At 45.8% G+C, this 21,652-nt stretch carries 15 protein-coding genes; 7 read left to right on the top strand and 8 right to left on the bottom strand.

From position 1 onward, the window contains the following. Window positions 1-47: 47 nt before the first annotated feature. A complete protein-coding gene (locus tag EXU85_RS28925) occupies window positions 48-281 on the bottom strand; it encodes a hypothetical protein (RefSeq protein WP_142775419.1) in 234 nt (77 codons plus the stop codon). Between the two features lie 372 nt (window positions 282-653). Between EXU85_RS28925 and EXU85_RS28920 the strand changes: the two genes are divergently transcribed. The 3 genes from EXU85_RS28920 (at window position 654) to EXU85_RS28910 (ending at window position 3,192) form a co-directional block, all read left to right on the top strand. Beyond that, window positions 654-1,085 (top strand): lasso peptide biosynthesis B2 protein, encoded by a 432-nt coding sequence (locus tag EXU85_RS28920; protein WP_142775418.1) that lies wholly within the window; start codon window positions 654-656, stop codon window positions 1,083-1,085. Between the two features lie 63 nt (window positions 1,086-1,148). Then, window positions 1,149-1,913, top strand: coding sequence for a trans-aconitate 2-methyltransferase (locus EXU85_RS28915; protein ID WP_142775417.1), 765 nt, complete (start codon window positions 1,149-1,151; stop codon window positions 1,911-1,913). 52 nt (window positions 1,914-1,965) lie between these two features. After that, window positions 1,966-3,192 carry a nucleotidyltransferase family protein gene (locus tag EXU85_RS28910; protein ID WP_142775416.1) on the top strand — a complete coding sequence of 409 codons (1,227 nt, stop codon included), beginning with the start codon at window positions 1,966-1,968 and terminating at the stop codon, window positions 3,190-3,192. Between the two features lie 173 nt (window positions 3,193-3,365). Here the strand turns inward: EXU85_RS28910 and EXU85_RS28905 are convergent, their stop codons facing one another. Then, the gene (locus tag EXU85_RS28905) at window positions 3,366-5,597 is read right to left on the bottom strand and encodes a S9 family peptidase (RefSeq protein ID WP_142775415.1); all 2,232 of its coding nucleotides are present in this window, start codon (window positions 5,595-5,597) and stop codon (window positions 3,366-3,368) included. Between the two features lie 163 nt (window positions 5,598-5,760). Between EXU85_RS28905 and EXU85_RS28900 the strand changes: the two genes are divergently transcribed. Together EXU85_RS28900 and EXU85_RS28895 are read left to right on the top strand one after the other, a co-directional pair. Beyond that, a complete protein-coding gene (locus tag EXU85_RS28900) occupies window positions 5,761-8,940 on the top strand; it encodes a SusC/RagA family TonB-linked outer membrane protein (protein ID WP_142775414.1) in 3,180 nt (1,059 codons plus the stop codon). 51 nt (window positions 8,941-8,991) lie between these two features. After that, window positions 8,992-10,293, top strand: coding sequence for a RagB/SusD family nutrient uptake outer membrane protein (locus tag EXU85_RS28895; RefSeq protein WP_142775413.1), 1,302 nt, complete (start codon window positions 8,992-8,994; stop codon window positions 10,291-10,293). Between the two features lie 100 nt (window positions 10,294-10,393). On the opposite strand, the gene EXU85_RS28890 is transcribed toward EXU85_RS28895, so the two are convergent. Continuing rightward, window positions 10,394-11,473, bottom strand: coding sequence for a Gfo/Idh/MocA family protein (locus tag EXU85_RS28890; RefSeq protein ID WP_142775412.1), 1,080 nt, complete (start codon window positions 11,471-11,473; stop codon window positions 10,394-10,396). Between the two features lie 167 nt (window positions 11,474-11,640). Here EXU85_RS28890 and EXU85_RS28885 point away from each other — a divergent pair, with 167 nt between their 5' ends. Together EXU85_RS28885 and EXU85_RS28880 are read left to right on the top strand one after the other, a co-directional pair. Further along, a complete protein-coding gene (locus EXU85_RS28885; protein WP_142775411.1) occupies window positions 11,641-11,976 on the top strand; it encodes a hypothetical protein in 336 nt (111 codons plus the stop codon). Window position 11,977: 1 nt separating this feature from the next. Beyond that, window positions 11,978-12,391: a hypothetical protein gene (locus tag EXU85_RS28880; protein ID WP_142775410.1), complete on the top strand. Its 414-nt coding sequence runs from the start codon at window positions 11,978-11,980 to the stop codon at window positions 12,389-12,391. Window positions 12,392-12,397: 6 nt separating this feature from the next. On the opposite strand, the gene EXU85_RS28875 is transcribed toward EXU85_RS28880, so the two are convergent. From EXU85_RS28875 to EXU85_RS28855, 5 genes are all read right to left on the bottom strand, one after another. Next, window positions 12,398-13,429, bottom strand: coding sequence for a galactitol-1-phosphate 5-dehydrogenase (locus EXU85_RS28875; RefSeq protein ID WP_142776872.1), 1,032 nt, complete (start codon window positions 13,427-13,429; stop codon window positions 12,398-12,400). A gap of 54 nt (window positions 13,430-13,483) precedes the next feature. Next, a complete protein-coding gene (locus EXU85_RS28870) occupies window positions 13,484-15,073 on the bottom strand; it encodes an McrB family protein (RefSeq protein WP_142775409.1) in 1,590 nt (529 codons plus the stop codon). A gap of 80 nt (window positions 15,074-15,153) precedes the next feature. After that, window positions 15,154-17,610: a bifunctional aspartate kinase/homoserine dehydrogenase I gene (gene thrA / locus EXU85_RS28865; RefSeq protein WP_142775408.1), complete on the bottom strand. Its 2,457-nt coding sequence runs from the start codon at window positions 17,608-17,610 to the stop codon at window positions 15,154-15,156. 242 nt (window positions 17,611-17,852) lie between these two features. Then, on the bottom strand, window positions 17,853-19,295 hold the full coding sequence (locus EXU85_RS28860; RefSeq protein WP_142775407.1) for a TolC family protein: 1,443 nt from the start codon (window positions 19,293-19,295) through the stop codon (window positions 17,853-17,855). Then, window positions 19,292-21,556, bottom strand: coding sequence for a peptidase domain-containing ABC transporter (locus EXU85_RS28855; RefSeq protein ID WP_142776871.1), 2,265 nt, complete (start codon window positions 21,554-21,556; stop codon window positions 19,292-19,294). The genes EXU85_RS28860 and EXU85_RS28855 overlap by 4 nt, the downstream gene beginning before the upstream one ends. Between the last annotated feature and the right edge of the window lie 96 nt (window positions 21,557-21,652).

The following is a 21,652-nucleotide window of genomic DNA, read 5'->3' as shown; positions in this document are numbered from 1 at the left end:
ATGATTTTATTGAAATTGTCTATAATATCCCTAATTCAAATAATTTATTACTTAATTTGTCCGGTCAAAATTGTTTTAACGGCGATCATGTTTATTAATAAGTTGCCATATTTTTTTATAGCCTCAGAAGGCTCGGGATTAATCTCCTTAAATAGTTGAGCTGTAGATCTGTTTTTAAATTCTTCAGTTTCAGCCGCTAATTTTAGTGCTTCTTGCCGGAATTTTAATGCTTTATGAACCGTTTCTTCCGCTTTTATAGGGCTTATTTCACCTTTTTTCATTTTTCTTAGCGGTTCACAAAAAAATACATGACATGTATTAGGCCTATTTTAGTCATACACTGTGCAGCTTCCACTGAAATGATGACATGGTAATTGAAAATATGCTTGACCATTATTATCACTAACTGTATGCAACCCAAAGCTTTTAGCTAGTTCATTATCATTACTATCCTTTATTATGGCTTTATCAAACAACGTTCCATCACAGCAAAGGCCGCATGTCGTACAGATGGATGATAAAAGTTCATTTATTTTTTCCATTAGATTAAATGATTTAATACATTTTATAAAATTACATTAAACCATTTAAGTTTAAAAACGAATCAATGCTTAAGTAGTATCATTACCAAATGATATAAATTTTATAAATTTATGAATAGTGTAATTGGTAAAATAAATATCATTTTTGGTTTAAGTACTAGACAAAAAAAGTTACTAATTATGACTTTTTTTGTTTCAATATATACCTATCTATTGATGAAATTTTTTAAAAAATATGCTTTATTTCAAATAAAAGGAATTGAGGGAAAAGCTAGAATAAATGACAATTTAATTATTGATGATATTTGCTCTTCAATCAGGATGATAAGTAAATATGTGCCTTATGAAAATGTTTGCCGTCATCAAGCTTATCAGGCTAAATTGATATGTACATATTATAAAATTGCGTATCAAATATTTGTAGGATTTAAAAGAGATGAAGCCGGCAATATAACTGGACATGCTTGGACAATCGCACAAGGTAAAATAATTACAGGATTTTGTAATCCAGAAGAATATGTCATAATGTCTGTTTATTCATAATAAAAAACAGAGCCAATATTACCCGTTTCTGTCCTTAAATGATAAAAGAAACACAGCTAACCATTGAAAATAGCCTTTGCAGAAATGAATATTTTTGAGTCTTTGAAAATACGTCGTTGGGAAAAAGGTCATTGGCAATATATATATATACTTCTTTGGCGGCTTTACAATGTATATCGTTTTATCACAATTTCCTCTTATCGTTCACGTATCATCTACTCATTTCGATTTAAAAATCATTATCATCAATTTTCAAATTTTACTAGATCAGACCGCTATCCGGATTTATTTAAGATCGCTAAGAAACATTTTCAAGATATCGAAAAACCTACAATTCTTTCATTTGGCTGTTCAACAGGTGAAGAGGTCGCTACCCTTTCTGAGTATATTCCACATGCTACTATTGTTGGAGTTGATATTAATAAGTGGTGTTTAAAGCAGGCTACTAGAAATTTTCATGCCCCAAACCGTTTTTTTTACCATTGTTTTTCTCAGGAATTTTTAGAGATGAACAATTTTGATGCTATTTTTTGCTTAGCTGTCTTTCAACACCCCGGAAATAGGCATAATTCTGTGCAAACCGAATCTTATTATCCATTTTCTCATTTTGAAAAGAAAATAAATGAACTTTCTGAGAAACTAAAACCAAATGGATTATTCTTTATTGATCATTGCGATTTCAATTTCTTAGAGGTGAATATAATGAAACAATATCGAATAGCACCATTTCTTAATAATCAATGCCTACGCCAGAGGCCCCTCTTTAACAGAGATAATAAGAAGACAGCTATGGTGCAAACTAATTTTAGAGTATTTCAAAAAAAATAAGGTAATTCAGTGAGTGGCTATTGAGCCGTAAACTTGTTTAATAGATCTTTTTATGAGTTCCATCTATACTAAGCTACTAGTTGAGTCAATTAATGTAAGTTTGAATAATGTCCCTGATGGGAATTTGAAATATCTATTAAAGCATACTAAATATGATTGGGATTTATTAAAACAGAAAACGGCTTACCATGGTATTTCGCCTATTCTCTTCGATGTGATTAGAAAAGTAGACAAAGACTTAGTTGATAGTAATTATTTCGATGTATTAAAGAATAGCTCTATTCGGCAGTCTGTATTTGACCTTTTAGCTTCACAAGAGATACTTAGTTTGTTGAAATTTTTAGAGAGCCATAATATTGAAGTTTTACCATCCAAAGGGATTTTATTTATTCATGAACTATATGATAAAAAATCAATTCGTGAAAGTTTTGATTTGGATATATTAGTTAGAAGGAAAGACGCTGTAAAAGCTCTGAAACTATTAGTAGAAGAAGCTAAGTATCACTTTATTTTACCTGATGATTTTATTGAAAAAAAGACAACCGATGACATCATCCATAGCCTTTTATCTATAAGTGGCCATCATGAAGTTGGTCTAAAAAGAGCAGATTCAGAGATTCATATCGATTTTCATTGGGATGCATATGAAGACTTCTACCAGTACCAGTTACCAACTGGCTCACTTTTTAAAGATCAGGCTAATAAATTCTTTTTTAATTCTATTTGTAAGATTCCTTCAAAAGAAGCTATATTTTGGATGTTAATTATTCATCATGGGGGACGAGAAATGTGGTTAAGGCTAAAATACTTTTGCGATTTATTTGTGTTTTATCAAAAATATGGCAATGATATTGATTGGGGACAAATCGTTTTAGAGGCAGAAAAATTTAAGATGAAACGAATTATAATAAATGCATTTTATTGCCTTGAGACTCTATTTAATATAAAACTACCTGATTCTATTTGTTTGCTTTTTTCTGAAAATAATAACCTTGAAAAGAATTATAATAAGATTTCAAATTCTTGGGATGTAGCCCAAAGCCGCAATGCCACAATCTTAGCAAAAATTAGGTTCTATATCTTGTATTTTTCTTTACAAGATGATAACTACTCATATATTCAACATATTAAACATTCTTTTCAAAAACGTTCTGTTCCTAATCCTCTTGAAACAGAGAAGCGAATAATTGTATTCCCAAAAAAATTTATTATGCTTAATTTTTTCGGGAAAGTTGCTACAGCGATGGCAATCTACATTGGCTTTAAAAAACGGAATTAAAATTCTTTTTAAGTACAAGTGTGAAAAATAAATATGCGCTTATGAATCTACTAAACCTCTTTATAAATCTATTGTTTTTCTTAAGTATGTAGGTTTATATAGAGCTCCTATAGAAATTGGAAAAAGTAGATAATATAAATAAAGCCTGACATTCTGGTCAGGCTTTTTCATACTTAATTCAATGGACTACTTTTCAAATAGGTTTCTAAATAATTTGTGTACTGCTGATACAATAGAAGCTGCGTTCCTGCACTGTAGGCCACGCCATGAGCACCGGGTGGATAAATCCGGAGGTCAGCATCTTTACCCGCGTCTTCCAGCGCATTCATGAGCTGAAACGTATTCCGAACGTGTACATTCTCGTCCATGGTGGCGTGGGCAATGAACATTTTACCCGCCAGATTTTTAGCAAAAGGTGATACGGCACTGGCTTTATAGTTCTCTTCATTCTCGGGCAACAACCCCATATAGCGTTCGGTATAAATAGAGTCGTAAAGTCGCCAATCGGTAACAGGGGCTCCTACAATCGACACTTTGAACACACCCGGATGGGTGAGCATGGTATAGCTACTCATATAGCCGCCGTAACTATGCCCCCGGATTGCCATTCGGTTGGCATCCACCCAGGGTTGCTTGGCTAAGTAAGCGGCTGCTTCCGCAAAATCGAGGCTCTCATATTTTCCTAGCTTCTCATAAACGATTTTCTCGAAGTCACGTCCATACCCACCGCTGCCCCGGTTATTGACGCTAACTACAATGTAGCCTGTTTGCGCCAGCCACTGATGCCATCCCGTTGTCGCAAATTCGTTATAAACCGATTGAGCACCCGGTCCACCGTAAATATCCATTACGACCGGGTACTTTTGGGCTGGATTGAAATTGATCGGTTTAATAATCGAAATATCAATCTGCTGCCCATCGGAGGTTGTAAAGCTGGTCAACTCTTTGGGCGAATACGCATGGCTGGCCAGGTAGTCAGACACTTTTTTGTTGGTTTCCAGTGCCTTGATCAATTGCCCTTTCGTATCGCGTAATTCGACCTGAGTGGGCGTTAATACGTTGGAATATTTATCGATAAAATACTGCCCGTTGGGGGAGAAATTGACAGCGTGTTTTCCGGCTACAGTTGTTAATCGACGCTTATTCTTGCCATCTACATCAATGACGAACAATTGACGCTCCAGGGGTGATGCTTCCGTAGAGGTGAAATAAACTTTTTTCGTCTTCGGATCAATATGATGGACATAACTTACTTCCCATTTTCCGCTTGTTACCGCATTGAGTAGCTTCCCGGTATAATCATATCGGTAGAGATGGGCAAATCCATCGCGATCTGATACCCAATAAAACTCCTGAACACCGGCCGGGAAATAAATCAGGTGATTGATACCCGCGAAAAAATCAAACACATCAACCCAGGTGGCCGATTTCTCTTCCATGATCTGTTTAGCATCACCGGTTCGGGCATTTGCCATAAATAGGCGCAGGTGATTCTGCTTCCGATTCAACTGCATCAGTGCAAGCTGGCCTTCCTGCGATGTCCAGTAGATGCGCGGAATATAGCCATCCCCCAATTCGACCTTCATCCATTGCTTGCTCTTATTGGCAATCTCAATCGCCCCAATACGAACCGTTGGATTTTGATCGCCTACGCGTGGGTAGGGAAGAGAGTCGAATTTCTCATCAAAGCCTTTATAATCGGTCAATTTGTAGATGGGGACCTGGCGCTCATCGGACTGCCAGAAGGCAATGAACTTGCTATCCGGCGACCAATCCCAGGCCTGCGCCAGTCCAAACTCTTCTTCGTAGGCCCAGCCGAATCGACCATTGTAGAGGGCAGGTTTAGCATCATCAGTTAGTTGCGTTTCGTTTTGGCTGGCGAAATCAAAGACAAACAAATTGCCACCCCGTTCGTAGCCAATTTTCTGCCCATCCGGAGACAGTTCCGCGGTTTGGGCATCTTTCGCAACGAGTTTCAGGCTCTTATCGGCCACCGCGTATACATAATAATCGGATACGCCCGATCGCCGATAAACGGGCCGGAAGTTGCTCTGAAACAGAATATTCTTCGAATCTTTCGACCATTGGAAGGAGCCGTAGGCAAACGGTTTGTCGGTGCCGGGAAATTTCAACTGACTGCCGTCAAAAACGATCTCTTCTTTCTGGTCTTTTGGCGAGAGCGTCTTTATGGTATTCTGCCCATCAATGAACGAGAACTTAGTGCCTCCCTCAATCCAGTTCACACTGCGTGGGCCCTGCGAACCAGCCAACTGCCCCCCCGAAAAAACGGCCTGTTGAAGATTGGCATACGGCTGTTTGGATTGCGCTACGGTTTTTTTCGCAGCTAGCTGCGTAATCAGGAAAGCAACAATGAAAAGCCGTCCGACTAGTTTTTGATTGATCATGAAGTATATATGACTTATAAAAGATTCAAATTTACTAAAAAAAGACATTTCGCATTTTTAGAACGAAACTAAGCTAACTCATGGTTTGAGCGGGCATTTATCACTACATTTCGTATTTAAATTACTTATTTTTTTTAACTCACCCACAAATTTATTTTGACTTATGGCGAACAAATACTCTTCCGTTATCAGGCACTTCTTCCTGCTTTGGCTAACGGTCTTACTTTGCACAACCACATTTGCGCAGGGCACTCGATCCCCTATAAAAGGCCGTGTGACCGATGCTAACGGGGCTGGCATTCCCGGTGTTACCGTACAGATTCAGGGCACTACAATTGGTACAGTCACTGACATAGATGGAAATTACCAGTTCATACCAAATCGTGATGGGTCAGTTACCCTTCGGTTTAGTGCTGTTGGATATCAGCCTACAAACCAGACTGTAACGTCTAGTTCGCCATCGGGGCTAAACGTGACGTTGAAAGAAGACATTGCTAATCTGGATGAAGTTGTAGTAACTGGTTCGACGTTATCTGCTGCAAAACGTGAATTAGGTAATGCCGTAAGTACCATCAAGGCGGCCGATTTGCAACAAGCAGGATCGGGTGGACTACTCAATGCCTTACAGGGCAAAGTTCCTGGCGCCCAGATCACACAAAACTCCGGCGATCCATCGGGTTCCATTTCGATTCGCTTACGGGGGGTTAAATCGTTGTCAGGTTCCTCAGACCCGCTCTATGTGATTGACGGCGTTATTGTGAGTAACCAGAGTGCCAACGTATCGCAGCTGGCAGTGGCCGATCAGATTGGCTCGGCTGCGCCGGGAACCAACCGGCTTGCAGACATCAACCCTAACGATATTGCCAGCATAAACGTAATCAATGGGGCAGCTGCGGCAGCGCAGTATGGATCGCGGGCGGCCAATGGCGTAGTACTTATTACTACTAAACGCGGCTCAACCGGTGCTCCTAAAGTTACCTTCTCGACCTCGTTTAACGTCAATGAACTCCGCAAGAGTGTGCCCGTCAATCTGTATAACAAGACATTCGGAAACACGCAGCAACGGCTTTTTCCTATTCAGACGTTCCCTTCCGATGCCTCGCAACAGGCAGCTATTGCGCTGAACCCGGCTACTACCTTCGTTGATATTTATCGGGATGGTACACCAAACAATAAGCTCCTCTCGAACGTGGTCGATAACGTTCCCCGTTATAATTATTTCGATCAGATTTTCCGGACGGGCTACGGCACCGATAATTCCATCTCGGTTTCGGGTGGTCGCGATAACACGCAGTATTATGTATCGTTTGGCTACCTGAAAAATGAAGGGATCATTAAAGGAACTGACTTCACACGCTATAACCTCCGTGCCCGTGTTGATCAGCGATTAACCAACTGGGCTAAACTTTCGGCAGGATTGAGCTACGTAAATAGCTTTGCCAACGAGAAAGCCAATGGAAACGTGTTCTATAGTCCTATGAACTCGGTTACCATTCTGAACAACATCTATGACATTACCAAGCGTGATGCATCAGGTAATCTGCAAGCTGTAGAAGGGCCTCGGGTGAATCCACTATCAACTATTGAGGATATGAAGTTCACGCAGTCGGTTAACCGTACCATTAGTGATGTACAGCTAAACCTGACACCCCTGAAAGGATTGAGCGTTGACTATATTCTCGGTGTAGATACCTATGGACAGGTTGGCCAAAACTACATTCGCCCATACCCCTACGTGGCACAGGCATCGCTTGGCGCGAACCTGTATCCAGGTGGTTTTTCGGCAACGGGTAATAACACGGTATTCCAACTCAATTCGGACTTGAATGTTAGTTATGAGCGCCAATTTGCAGATAAGTTTAAACTGAATGTTGTAGCTGGGTATAACTACCAGTTCTTCCGGTCTGATTACTCGACTGCACAGGGGCAGAACCTGGCCCCGTTTATTGAAACGGTTCGGGGCGCTTCCAGTACAACGGTACTGGCCGATTTCAGTCTGGATCGCTACAACTTAAGTGGGTATTTCGCTCAGGCAACGTTGGGTTACCGCAATCTGGCGTTCCTGACGGGTGCTATCCGACGCGACCAATCGTCGAAATTTTCGCCTTCCGTAACTAACCAGTTTTACCCCAAAGTAAGTGGTTCGTTCGTTGTATCGGATTTAGGGTTCTGGAAGGGTGCTTCCTTCAACGATGCGTTTAATAGTCTGAAATTGCGGATGAGTTACGGCGAAGCAGGAAACCTGTCGGGCGTTGGTTCCTATAGTCGATTCTATCAGTTCTCGCCAGTGGCTTATCTGGGCAAAAACACACTGCTGCCAGGAGCCCAGTTGGCCAACCCGCTGGTTCGGCCGGAGCGCATGGCCGAACTCGAAGCTGGAGCTGATCTGTCATTCTTAAAGAATCGTATTGGGCTGGGCGTTACGGTGTATAATCAGCAAATCAAAGATCTGGTTGTAAACCGAGTGCTGGCTCCCTCATCGGGCGGCTCAAGTATTGTCAACAATGTGGGTACGATGGAAAACAAGGGTCTGGAAATCGTGCTGGACGTAGTGCCGGTAAAAACAAAAGACTTTACCTGGGATTTTACCGCCATTTTTAACCAGAACCGCAATAAAGTTCTCACGTTGGGTAGCCCGGCTATTGCGATTAGTTCGCCCGCCGGTGCGCCTTATTTGCTACAGGGTCAGCCTGCCAGCGTGTTTTACGGAACGGGCTATGCTCGTGACGATAACGGGGAGTTGATTTTAACCACCAATGGTTTTCCACAGTCGGAGCGCGCCAAAACACAGGTAGTTGGTTCCACTGCTTTTGAGAAGGCACGTACCACCGATGGAAAGCCTGACACAAAATATCCAACGGCTAACATTGTTATTGCCAACCCCAATCCAAAATGGACGGGTTCGTTCACTACAAATCTGGCCTATAAATCGCTGACACTACATGTGCTGCTAGACCTGGTTCAGGGTGTGGATGTGTTCAATGCCGACCGACGGACCCGGCAGGGGGTGGGCATGGGCGATTATGTGGAAAAAGAACTCCGGGGTGAACTTCCACGGGGCTATATCTTCGCTATTTATAATACTGAAGAATGGCGCGTAGAAAGTGGTTCATACACCAAATTACGGGAAGTATCCTTGAGCTATGCGTTGCCCAAATTGATCAAGTCGGTGAGCGCCATTAATGTATCGTTAATCGGGCGTAATCTCTATTCCTGGGATACCTATACCGGTTTTGATCCTGAAACCAACGCTGGAGGTACCAACGATCTGCTCCGTGGCCTCGACTTCGGAAACGTACCCATTCCACGCACGTATCAAGTCAAACTGTCTGCAACATTCTAACTATCAGTCGCTAGTCAAAGCCTTTGGCTATCAACTCATATACACATACACATGAAAAAAATTCTTATTACCTCTGTATTATCAGGCTTGCTGCTGCTGCAAAATGCCTGTACACAGGAATACCTCAACCCCAGCACAGCCAGCCAGCCACAGGTTGTTGGTTCGGCCGACGGCTTGATTACGGTTTGTAATAGTCTCCAATACCGATATTCGGTTGGCGGGGGCGGCAGCGTGATTGGTAGCGCTGTATCGGCGGGTGGCCTGACCACCAATGAACTGACCGTACTTAACCAGGGTAATGGCGAAGAGTTCGCGCTACAACAGGGGCAGGCCAACGTGACCAACTCAAATGGGGTTGTCCGTACGATCTGGACTCAATGCCAGTTGATCCGCGCCAATGCCGACCTTGTGTTGGCCAATACAGGTGTTGTTAACGATGCGGGTACAAAAAGTGGTATTGTAGCTTATGCCTCTATCTTTCGGGCGTTGTCATTGGGTACGTTAGCGCAGTTCTTTCAGGCAGCCCCCATTTTATCGCAGGAAAATTCGCCGTTTGTCGACCGATTACAGTTGCTGAAGGAAGCGATTGCATCCCTTGAGTCGGCAGCAACGCAGGTAGCATCTGCACCCGTGTCGGCAAACTTTACGGGTAAAATTGTGCCGGGTATCGATATTCCCAATACGCTTCAGGCACTGATTGCCCGGTATGCACTCTTTGCCGGGGATTATGATAAAGCACTAGCCGCAGCAGCAAAGGTCGATCTGACGAAAAAATCGGTTTTTAATTTCGATGATAACTCCCGAAATCCTCTCTTTTTCTATGCGTTCGGGAATGTTAACGTAGTGGCACCAACCAATGTTAGTCTTGGTTTGCCGGCTGTACTAGCCCCGGATGTCGCCGATAAACGGATTGCTTTTTATACGCAAACAACCAACAGTAAAGCTAACCTGGGAACCGGATTCTATACCGCCAATAACGCCCCCATCCCGGTGTATCTACCCGGTGAAATCCTGCTGATTCAAGCTGAATCATATGCTCGTAAAGGTGATCTGGCTAATGCAGTTACAACGCTGAATAAGGTGCTGACAAAAACTGCCGCAACGGATACATTCGGTTTGGGAGCGGCTCTGCCTGCTTACAGCGGTGCGCAAACGTCAGATGCCCTATTACTGGAAATCCTTCGTAACCGTAGTATTGAACTGGCTTACACCGGCTTCCGGCTTGAAGACAGCCGTCGGTTTGGTCGGCCTGGTCCAGGGGTTGCTGGTTCGGAACGGAATCGTAACTATTTTCCGTATCCGAGAACGGAACGCGATAATAATACCAGCACGCCAGTAGATCCCGCGAATTAATTCTAAAAAAGGAGAAAAGGGAGGAGGGGGAGTAGAGGGACGAAAGGTATTCATTAACAGCCTTTCGTCCCTCTACTCCCCCTCCTCCCTTTTCTCCTTTTTACATTTTCACAGGCAACCCCGTTCGGGTTGATTCATAGATGGCCTGGAACAGAGCAACTACCCGGCGACCATCCTCGCCTGTAACCAGTGGTGGACGATGGTTGAGGATAGCATCGCGGAAATCGGCGATTTGTATGCCAAAGTAATAAACCGTCGCGTCAATGGTATTAAAGAATGCCGTGTCTTCGGCTATGAACTTAGCTAACAGATCTTCTTCGCCGGGTACGGTCCAGAGGTCATTGACGGGGGGATCAGTAATGCTCGACATACCGGCAATAAACAAGGCTCCCCCATCCGTCTGAACGCCTACGGATGCGCCATTCTCGCCATGCACGTGTACTTTTCCAAAGATTCCAGGCTTTTGAGAATTGCTCACGATGATATTCCCCAGGCCACCATTTTTAAATTTTACGATAGCCAGCGCCGTATCATCGACCTCGATATAGGGGTGGTTCAGGTTACGCCAAACGCCGTACACCTCATCTATTTCGCCCATGTACCACACAAGTAAATCAAGTTGGTGGGGCGATTGATTGACCAATACGCCCCCGCCTTCTTTATCCCAGGTCCCCCGCCAGTCGTCACTTTTATAGTATTCTTCACTACGCCAGCCCAGCATTTGAATAGTGCCGAGTACGGGCTTCCCAATCTTTCCGGTATCAATGGCTTCCCGAATACGCATGGATGGCGCATAGAACCGCCGTTGACTGATAACACCCAGATAGCGGTTGTTCTGTTTAGCAGCCTCAATCATCGCATCGCAGTCTTCGAGCGTTGAGGCCAATGGTTTTTCGACCAGCACGTGAGAGCCCGCATTGAGTGCGGCAACAGCAGGCTCCCGGTGGGCTGGGTGCGTAGTGCAAACAAGGCATAAATCCACGTTTTCACGGTCGACCATGTCATATATATCACTGTAGGCTCGAATGCCATATTGGTTCGCGAAGTCTTCCGCTTTCTGATAGGTTCGGCCGTAAACAGCGACTAATTTGGTGTCAGGTGTTTGCAAAACGGCCTGGGCGTGTAGGTGAGCCACTTTGCCGGGGCCAATGATGGCAATTCGTATAGGAGTAGTAGACATAATTTTCAACGCGTATTCCAACTAAATGCTTTAGATGAGAGTCATCTACTCTCAAAATGAGAAAAGATATGAAACATTGGCTGTGCATTTTTCTAATGATGGCTGGAATAACCAGTTGCCATACAGACGAAGCAAGTCCTAGCGATTTATTGTATCGAACGTGGCGAATGACACAGATACAATATACCAATGGGCAACCTGTGGATGTATCACCAGCCAACCCATGGTCCATCGTTACGTTTACACCGAATGGCATGATTCTATATGGCGCAGACGGGAAGTATGATCCCTGTTGTTCACCCGCTCAGTTTAACCGTAAGGGCAGTACGTTAGACCTGGTTGATGTAGCCGCAATCCCTTTTCCCGAACGAACGCCAAATCCTACCTGCGTAGCGGTTGACTGCGCATCGCCAGGGAACGCCTGGCAGATAGAAGAGTTAAGATATAATCGCCTGATCATTAGACAAGAACGTGGAGTAGCTACGTTTCAAGCCTATCCTTAATATGAAAAACCGCCTACTCTCAACCGCCTTATTACTGATTGTAACCGCTGCCTGCCAAACAGACGATTCTGTAGGGCCCGCTGGCTTGCTGTACAAACGTTGGCATGTATTACAGACGCGTGGGGTGAATGATACTGTATGGGCCGTGTACGATACGGATGCCTATTATGACACAGAATATCGACCCGATGGTACGCTTATTTATCGCAGAAATGGCGTCCTCACGTCGGCCCCCTGTTGCTCTGCCAGCCGATATGAGCGAAAAGGAGTAGTTATTCAGTATAGGGACTTCCTGTCTAGTTGCCCATCCGTCAAATGCGGTGCTAATAGTCCTGCAACAATTACGGTTCTATCAAATAATTTACTTGAACTACAGATTGGGGATTGGCTTACTCAATATACCCCAGCTCAGTAATTGTCATTACGGCTTTAGTACTACCTTAATCAACCCCTTTTCCTTATCATAAAGCCGTTTGAACCAATTTGCTCCTTCCGCTAATGGCACCTCGGCACTGAGAATTGCTTCAACGTTCATACGGCCAGACGAAATCAGCGCTAAGGCTGCTTCGTATTCGCCGTTGATAGCGCAAGAGCCTTGTAATCGTAACTGGCGTGTTACAACGGCTTGCAGAGGAATCTCAACCGTAGGAGCAAGGTTGCCTACTAGCGTAACCGTCGCTCCCTTCCGAACGCAGTCGATGGCGGTTTTAACCGTTGGGCCAGCACCTACTACTTCAAATGAAACATCGGCACCGCGTCCGTGTGTGAGACTTTGCACTTGATTTGCTACATCACCGGTTCGCGCATTGATGCTATGTGTCGCGCCCAGTGAATGCGCCAGTGCGAGCCGGTCATCGTCCAGATCAATGGCAATGATGGCACCACAACCCGCCAGTTTTAGCGCCTGGATTACAAACAGTCCAATCATCCCCGCACCGACTACCACAGCCGAATCATTGACTTGAATAGGCGTCAGACTAACGGCATGGAGGGCCACGGCTACGGGCTCAACCAGTGCGGCCTGTGTGAAACTAACATTATCGGGAATGGCATATAAAATGTGCTGCGGCACAGCTACGAACTCCGCAAACGCACCCTGACGCTTGAAATCGGGGGTCGATACGCCTACTACTTCACGTCCGTCGCTTAGGTTATACATACCACGACGGCTATACCAGTCGTCCAGTGCATATACCGTCGAGTCAAAGGTAACGCGGTCGCCAGTGGCCCAGGCTCGTACATCAGCCCCCACTTCAGCGATGATGCCGCTGGCTTCGTGGCCCATAACGATAGGTGGGATGCGTCGGCCAGAGCTGCCGTCCATACCGTGAACGTCGGAGCCACAGATGCCCACTGCCTGTACCCGCACGAGTACTTCGTTTGGTTTGATGGTGGGCTTGGGTAGATCTTGCAGATCGAACTGATTGTATTCCGTAAGAACGAGTGCTTTCATAAGTAAGGCGGACATCCTGTCCTTAGGTTTAATAGAGCGGACAAGATGTCCGCCTTACAGTTTCTGATAAATTCTGATAAACGATTCTACTGGCACCAATGCATAGTCTCCCTGTTGAAGATTTGGGTTGATTTCGTACGTTACAACCTCATCCATAGCGTCGGGTACCTCGCCAAATAGTTTGCTGGTGGCATTAGCGGTATATTTTTTCTTGATCCAGACAAGCCGTTGATCGGGCTCTTTGCCCCAGGCCTGATTATCACCGAGAATCAATTGAATTTTAGCCCAGTCGTTGAAAAAGTATTCCTGAAGCAATGGAATGATGCGGTCGCGGAAAGCGTCGCATAACTGGGCATAGGTTTCAACGTTGGTTAAATAGGCATGACCAATCTGATGATCGCGGTCAAGTAAGCACTCGATGCGTTCATTTATTGTCCGTAACAGTTGGCCCAACTGTATTCCATCAATTTCTCCCAGAACCGTTGGGTCTGGCCGCATTTCGCGAAACGAAAACCGTCGGCGCAGGGCAATATCCAGTAAGGCAATGGAGCGGTCAGTAGTGTTCATCGTCCCGATGACAAACAGGTTGATAGGTACGCCAAATCGCTCCTGCGAATAGGGTAGGGTTAACCACAATTCGTTCTCGGACCCCAGTCGTTTATCAGATTCAAGTAATGTAATCAAATCGCCAAATACGCTGGCTACATTGGCCCGGTTGACCTCGTCGATAAGCAGATAATGGACGGGTGCTTTTTGTAATTTCTGACGACGGGTTTCCGGTGAGTCGTTCAGACAGTCGGCCATTGTACCGTAACCAGCCTGCTGAATAGCCGATAAGCAAGCTTTGTGAAAAATACCTCTGCGTATCCGATAGCTGATTTGACCGTTGATCACTTCCGGCCTGATGCCCTCGACAAACTCTTCATAGCTGTAGGAGGGATGAAACGTAATCAGATTGGAATTTTGCTCGCGAAGATAGGGCTGTAAAGCAAATGTTTTACCCGTACCTGGTGGGCCAAACAAAATAAGGTTATGGGGCTGACTAGGGAGTTTCGGCCCTGTTTCATATTCTCCTCCTGGTTCTTCTACGCTATCCTCATTCAAGACCCGATCCCCAAGCGTCGGGTCATCGGCAAGGCGGATAAGCTCACTCAGAAAGGCTTCATCTTCGGCTGCCCGATACACATCTGCATTGTGCCGGGCGAGGTGCGGGCCGCGTTTGGTACTCTCCACCAGTTCGAGTAGGCAATCCTCCCAGCATGTGCGCAAGGCAGGCTGATAGAGCAGATGGACGTTCGATTGTCCAATAATAACGGCCAGATAATCTGATTTTTCGGTAAGCGGCTCAAAGACTAATTCTTCAATGCTTTTCAGCCGATCCTGATACGATTTTTTAATCGTTAAGTGATACTCAACCTCCCCACGCCGGGGCTTCTGAATTCGTAAGGCCTGAAAGAAATTAATATTGGCCGTAATCGACGATTTATCGGGCTTCACCACAAACGCCAGCCGGGCATCGCCATTAGGCAGATTGACAATGTCGATCAGCTCCTTCAGCAACCCAAAAAAACGCCGGACTGCTTCGGCATGACCGATGTCACGAATGCGTTCAACGAGGGGTTGTTGTTGGGTGTCGGTAAGCACAGGAAAGGGCTATGGTCGTCTGCGAAATTACGATTTTTTTAGCGGTTTTATTGTAGTTAGATGCTCTTATAGGTTGCCTGTTACGCCAAATAACTCCCGATACTCACCACATCGGCAAATACGCCCGAGGCCGTTACTTCGGCTCCTGCACCGGGGCCTTTGATGACGAGCGGGCGATCTTTGTAGCGTTCCGTCGTAAATGAAATGATGTTGTCGGCACCGGTTAGCTGGTAGAATGGATGTTCAGAATCGACCGAGCGAAGGCCAATGGTCGCTTTGTTATTCTCGAAACGGGCGACAAATCGTAGTTTCTCCCCTTTGGCTGTTGCTTCGGCCAGCAGATTCTCGAAGTAATCATTATTGCGCTCCAATTCCTCAAAGAATGCTGGAACGGTAGGGGCAGCCTGGCAGGACTCAGGCAATAAAGGCGTTATGGTGACATCCTCTGGTTCGAGTGGAAAACCGGCTTCACGCGCCAGAATTAGAATTTTTCGAGCTACGTCCAGGCCGCTCAAATCATCGCGTGGGTCAGGCTCGGTGTATCCTTTTTCTTTGGCTTCACGCACTACATTAGCAAAGGACGTACCAGGGCGGAATGTGTTGAAAATGAAGGATAAAGTACCCGATAAAATCGCTTCTATTTTCAGGAAACGGTCGCCGGACGTCATCAATCCCTGAACGGTGTTGATAATAGGCAGACCCGCGCCAACATTGGTTTCGTAGAGAAACTTAACCCCCCGGTTCAATGCAGTCCGTTGTAGTCGCCGATACTCGGCATAAGGGCCGGAATTGGCTACTTTATTGGGCGTAACAACGGAGATGTTGCTATCCAAAAGCGACTCGTAAAACTGCACGATATCCTTGTCTGATGTGCAGTCAATGAAAACCGAGTTAGGTAGGTTGTAATCTTTTATTTTGTCGACAAACGCGGGTAAGGAGGTGGTAACGCCTTCCGTGAGTACTCGTTCACGCCAGTCATCCAGGGCGATGCCTTTTGGGTCAAGGAGCATCTTTTTGGTGTTCGTCATGCCCACAACGCATACTTTTAGCAGCTTTTCCGTGCGCAGGTATTCAGACTGGTCGAAAATCTGCTTCAGGAGTGTTTTGCCAATCAATCCGATGCCAACTAAATACAGGTTAAGTACCCGTGCTTCGGATTGGAAGAAGATGTTATGCAGCGAGTTAAGGGCCTTGGAAAGGTTATTTTTGTTGATAACTACCGAGATGTTGATCTCCGATGATCCCTGCGCTACAGCTACGATATTAACCCCGTTTTTACCCAGTACCGAAAATAATTTTCCGGCAATACCTGAGCTTTTTTTCATGCCTTCGCCAACTGTCGCAATCACCGACAAATCGCGCTCGATGGCGATGTTATCGATATGGCCGTGTTCAATTTCAGTCGCGAATTCGGCATCTAAAATGGTCTTTACATTTTCAGCCCCACGTGGGTCGATAGCGAAACAAATGGAATGCTCCGATGATGCCTGCGAGATCAGAATGACGCTGATCTTATGCGCGGCCAATACGCCAAACAACTTTGCCGATACACCCGCTACGCCAATCATGCCCGATCCCTGTACGTTCACAAGAGCGATGTCGTCGATGCTTGAAATACCCGTAATGGTGTATTGCCGACGTTCGGCGGTGCGGCTCACAACCGTGCCTTCGTGTGTAGGATTGAATGTATTGAGTACGCGAATCGGAATGTTACGGGCGAACGCCGGTTGTAGACTCGGTGGATAAATCACTTTCGCACCGAAGTGACTAAGCTCCATAGCTTCGGCGTAGGTGATCGTTGGGATATTGAAGGCATTCGGCACCTTGCGTGGATCGGCCGTCATCATGCCGTCAACGTCGGTCCAGATGTCGATGACTTCGGCATTTAGTGCTGCGCCAAGGATGCTGGCCGTATAATCTGAGCCACCTCGCCCAAGGGTTGTCGTTTCGTTCTTTTCAGTCGATCCGATAAAACCCGTTACCATTTGCGTAGTTGTGGACTTCGCAAAATGCTCCTGAATGAGTTGATTCGTAAGGGAATAGTTTACTTCAGCCTGGCCAAACTGGGCATCGGTTTTGATAATCTGACGGGCATCGCAGAATTGCGCGGGAATCCCCCGACTTTTTACACATTCGGTGATGATGGTTGTGGATAACCGTTCGCCAAAACTGGTGATGAGGTCATGCGTGCGCAGTGTCAATTCGCGAATGAGCGATACACCCCGTAGCAGGTCTTCCAGTTCATTGATAATGCCCCGAACGTGGGCAAATACTTTGCTTTGTTCTTTTACGGGAATCAACGCTTTCACCACATTGAAATGCCGGTCTTCAATTCGTCGGACCAGTTCCATATAATCCGGCTCTCCCGACGTCGCCATTCGTCCAATTTCGATGAGCTGGTTTGTTACGCCCCCCATCGCCGAGAATACAACGGCTATCTGATCACCGTTTTGGCGATGATTATCAATGATTTGGATGACTTGTTTGATGCTTTCTACGGAACCGACCGAGGTGCCACCGAATTTAAGAACCTGCATAAACTAATGTAGAATGAATAATGTATGATGAATAATAGTGGAGGTGCCCAGTGCACATTTTACAGTGTGCAGTATCCATTATTCATGTCAAAGAAGCTGTTGATGAGGTAATTTTAAGGATGCAAAGATAATGCCTGATGTAAACTTTACGGTGTTATTTATGAGAAAGGCGCACTAACATGTGCGCCTTTGGAGATTGTAGGTATGGCTAATTGGAGCCTAATAACTTATGTTTTTTTGCCTTATAACGTTCCAACCCGGTAAAAATCAACCACTTTCTCCCGCAGAACTCGTTCGTAACGGGCTTGAATCAAGTTCACCGATGCCCGGTCCAGATTGCTTTTGGCTAAATTATACTCAACAGCATTGAGCAAACCCGCATTATAACGGGCTTCGGCCGCTTTGTGCGATTGCGCCAAAACGGCCACCTGTTGTTCCAGCGCATGATATCGTTCATTGGCGTTTTGCTGTTGGTTAACGGCCTGATCAATGGCTTGTCGTAGATTCCGCCGGACACTTTCTGCTTGTGATTCGGCGAGTTGTTGCTGCAACCGGGCATTCGTAGTTCGATAGCGGACCTGAAAGCCATTCAGAATAGGAATTCGGATACTCATGGTTACGCTTTTGTACTGATTGTTATCCAGTTGCTGAAAATAATTTATGCGTTCTGCGCTTAGGATAGGCTCGAGCACTTTAACTGGATAGGATTGCCCGCCCACGTCAACGAACCCAGCCGTTGCCTGCTCCACTACCTCATTGCTATAGCTGGTTCGGCGGGCCGCGCTTGAATACGATGTTCCCCAGTTAGCATTGACAGTTAGGGTAGGATAGGCTAGCCCTTTGGCCAGATCTAATCCTTTTTGAGCTGCTTTCGTGCGTAAATCGGCGGCCTGAACTTCGGGCATAAAGGTCCGGGCCTGGGTAAAAATCTGATACGCGTCGGTTGTACTCACCTGGGGTATCGTTGTGCCTTCTAGCCGTACTAGCTGTAATACTGTTGTAGACGGTAGATTCAAAACTTGGAGCAACGTTAGCCTGGCCGCCTTCAGGTTTGTCTGAGCCTGAACGAGTTGCATCTGGTCATTTGCCAGTTGGCTTTTAGCGTCATAAAGATTAAACGGGGGCGTAGTACCCGATTTTACCAACTTCTCGGTTCGCTCTACCTGGGCCTGCGCCACGCTTACCTGCACCTCACTGGCTAGTACTAAATCCTGCGTTGTTAACACTTGTAAATAGGCTAGTAAGGTATTGAGGGTAATGGTATTTTTAGCCGTGGCGACATCAAATTGGCTGGCCTGCGCACTAAAACTTTGCTGTAGCAGCGTATTTTTTAACTGGAATCCATTGAATACGGTCCAACTTACGCCTAATCCAGCTGTATTGGTTGTAATCTGCGCATTGGTAACGCTGTTCGTATACGGATCAACGTTACGGCCAAAATTTAAGCCTTGATTTGAATAACCCGACAGGGTTGGTAACTGACTTCTTCGGGTTTGCTCCACTGTGTTATCGGCTACTTGCTGCTGCAATATCGACTGCCGAATGGAGGGCTGATTTTCCAGAGCCAGTGTAATACACTGCTCCAGCGTTAGTGTTGAGGAAGTGGGTAACGAAGTCGAAGTGGATTGCCCCCAGCCTGTTCCAGATAGACCCAGCGCGAGCAGAAGCGTAACTATTTGTTTCATAGGACTAAGGCGGTTTGGGTTTCGGTAGTTGTTACGGGGGCTACCGTTTGGTCGCCGTTGGCACTAATCTGAAGAAAATCAAGCGGGGAGAGTTTGGGCGATTTTGTAACCAGAGGCATCTGCGAAGCCCAGAGTTTGTAATACGCATCTTCTTTCGCCAGCAGATCGAAATGGGAGCCTTCTTCAATTAATTTACCCTGCTCGATAACGATGATTTTATCGGCGTTCATCACCGTGCTGAGTCGGTGGGCAATCAGGATAACTATCTTATTCTGTTCGCGTAAATGCTGGATGGTTTCCTGAACGCACTTCTCGGAAATGGAATCGAGCGATGATGTGGCTTCGTCCAGAATCAGGATGTCGGGATTTTGGTACAGGGCGCGTGCAATGGCAATCCGCTGTTTCTGCCCACCCGATAAACTGGCACCGTTCTCGCCTAGATACGTATGAAAGCCATTGGGCAATTTTTCAATAAACTCCGTAATGCCGAGTCGCTGGCAAATGGCTACGATCCGCTGCATATTGGGCTGATATTCTCCCACGGCAATGTTGTCGATGACGTTTCCGGCGAAGAGATCGATCTTCTGCGGCACGACGCTTACCCGACGGCGTATGCTTTCGTTGCTGATATGCTTAATGTCGTAATCGCCAATATGAATGCTGCCGCTTTGCAGTGGATATAGGTTTTGGAGGAGCGATAGCATCGTGGATTTACCTGAACCGCTTTCGCCAACCACGGCCGTAATCTGGCCCTTCGGAACCGTTATGCTCAGACTGTCAAATACTTGTGTTCGGCTTCCGTAGCGAAACGAAACGTCTTTGAAGCGAATGTCACCGATCATATCCGACTGAAGTTCGATTTTGTTCTCAGTCGATTCTCGCTCCAGGTCCATGATTTCAAACAGTCGATCAGCCGCAATCAGCGCATCCTGCACCGTTTTGTTGGCTCCGATGAGTTGGCTGGCTGGGCCTGTGAAGTAGCCAATCAGCGCATAAAAAGATAGGAGTTCGCCGGGCGTAATCTGGTTGTCGATCACAAAACCCGCACCTACCCAAAGAAGGATGATGGTGAATAATCGGGAAACAATTTCCGTGGCATTGCCCGACCAAACGGAGTTGCGGGCCGACGTGAAAATGGTCTTCAGCAACTTGACAAAGCGCGTTTCGGTCTTGATGTTGGCGAACGATTCCAGCCCGAAGCGTTTGATAGTACCCATTGCATTCAGCGACTCGACCAACTGCGATTCTAGCTCGGCTGCATCTTCCATCAGGGTTCGCTGGTACTTTTTATTCAGCTTGTTGACAATGACGTAGATACCCGCATAGAACGGGATAACGGCCAGCATAATCATGGCTAGTTTCCAGTCGTAGGTAAACATCATGCCGAACGAAAACAGGACAATGAACACGTTGACAACCAGGCTTGTAGCGGCATCGTTGATAAACGCCCGAATCTTAACCGCATCGTTGATCCGCGAAATGATTTCGCCCACGCGCATGGTGTCGAAAAACTGCTGGGGTAATTTCATCAGGTGTTTGTAATACCCCAGAATCAATCGGGCGTCGATTTGCTGCCCGGTTTTCAGGGCGAACATGCTTTTTAAACTTCCGATAAATAGCTGCAAAACGAGAATCAAAATCATGGTAATGCTCAACAGATTGAGCAGATTTCGATTGCCTTCGACAATAACATTGTCGACAATTTTCTGGACATAAATGGAGGTAGAAAGGCCCAACACGGTGTAAATCAGGGCACCGAACAGGGCCTGAATCATCACACTCCGGTGCGGCTGAATCAACTGCCAGAAGCGTTGTGTAGCCGATATTTTCTCGTTGCCCGTCTCAAACTGCTCGTTGGGCAGGAGCAAAATCAAAACGCCTGTCCAGATTTTTTTAAACTCATCATGCGTGTGTTTAACGAGCTTGCCCGGTCCGGGGTCCATGACCACGATGTGTTTATCGGTTACGTCATAAATGACCACAAAGTGATGGAGTACTTCTTTGATAATGACGTGCGCAATGGCTGGTTTCGGTATTTTCGATAAGCTTTCGAACGTACCGCGTACACCTTTAGCCTGGAACCCCAACCGGGTAGCTGCTTCGATCATACCCAGTACATTCGTGCCTTTCTGATCGGTAGAGGCCATTTGCCGGATGCGGGCAATGGGCATCATCAAGTTATAGTGTGCCGAAATGGAGGCCAGACAAGCCGCTCCACAATCGGTAATATCGTGTTGTTTGATTATCGTATTTTTTGCCATGATTTCTGGTTTACTACGAGTCATTGATTGTCAGTTGCTGCGCGTTATTCGATGGTCATAGGGATAGGTTCGCTCTTAGAAATGACAACCCATGAC

The sequence above is a fragment of the Spirosoma sp. KCTC 42546 genome, from assembly GCF_006965485.1.
GTDB lineage: Bacteria > Bacteroidota > Bacteroidia > Cytophagales > Spirosomataceae > Spirosoma.
Note: the sequence above shows the minus strand (reverse complement) of the source record. Positions and strands in the feature narration are given on the sequence as shown.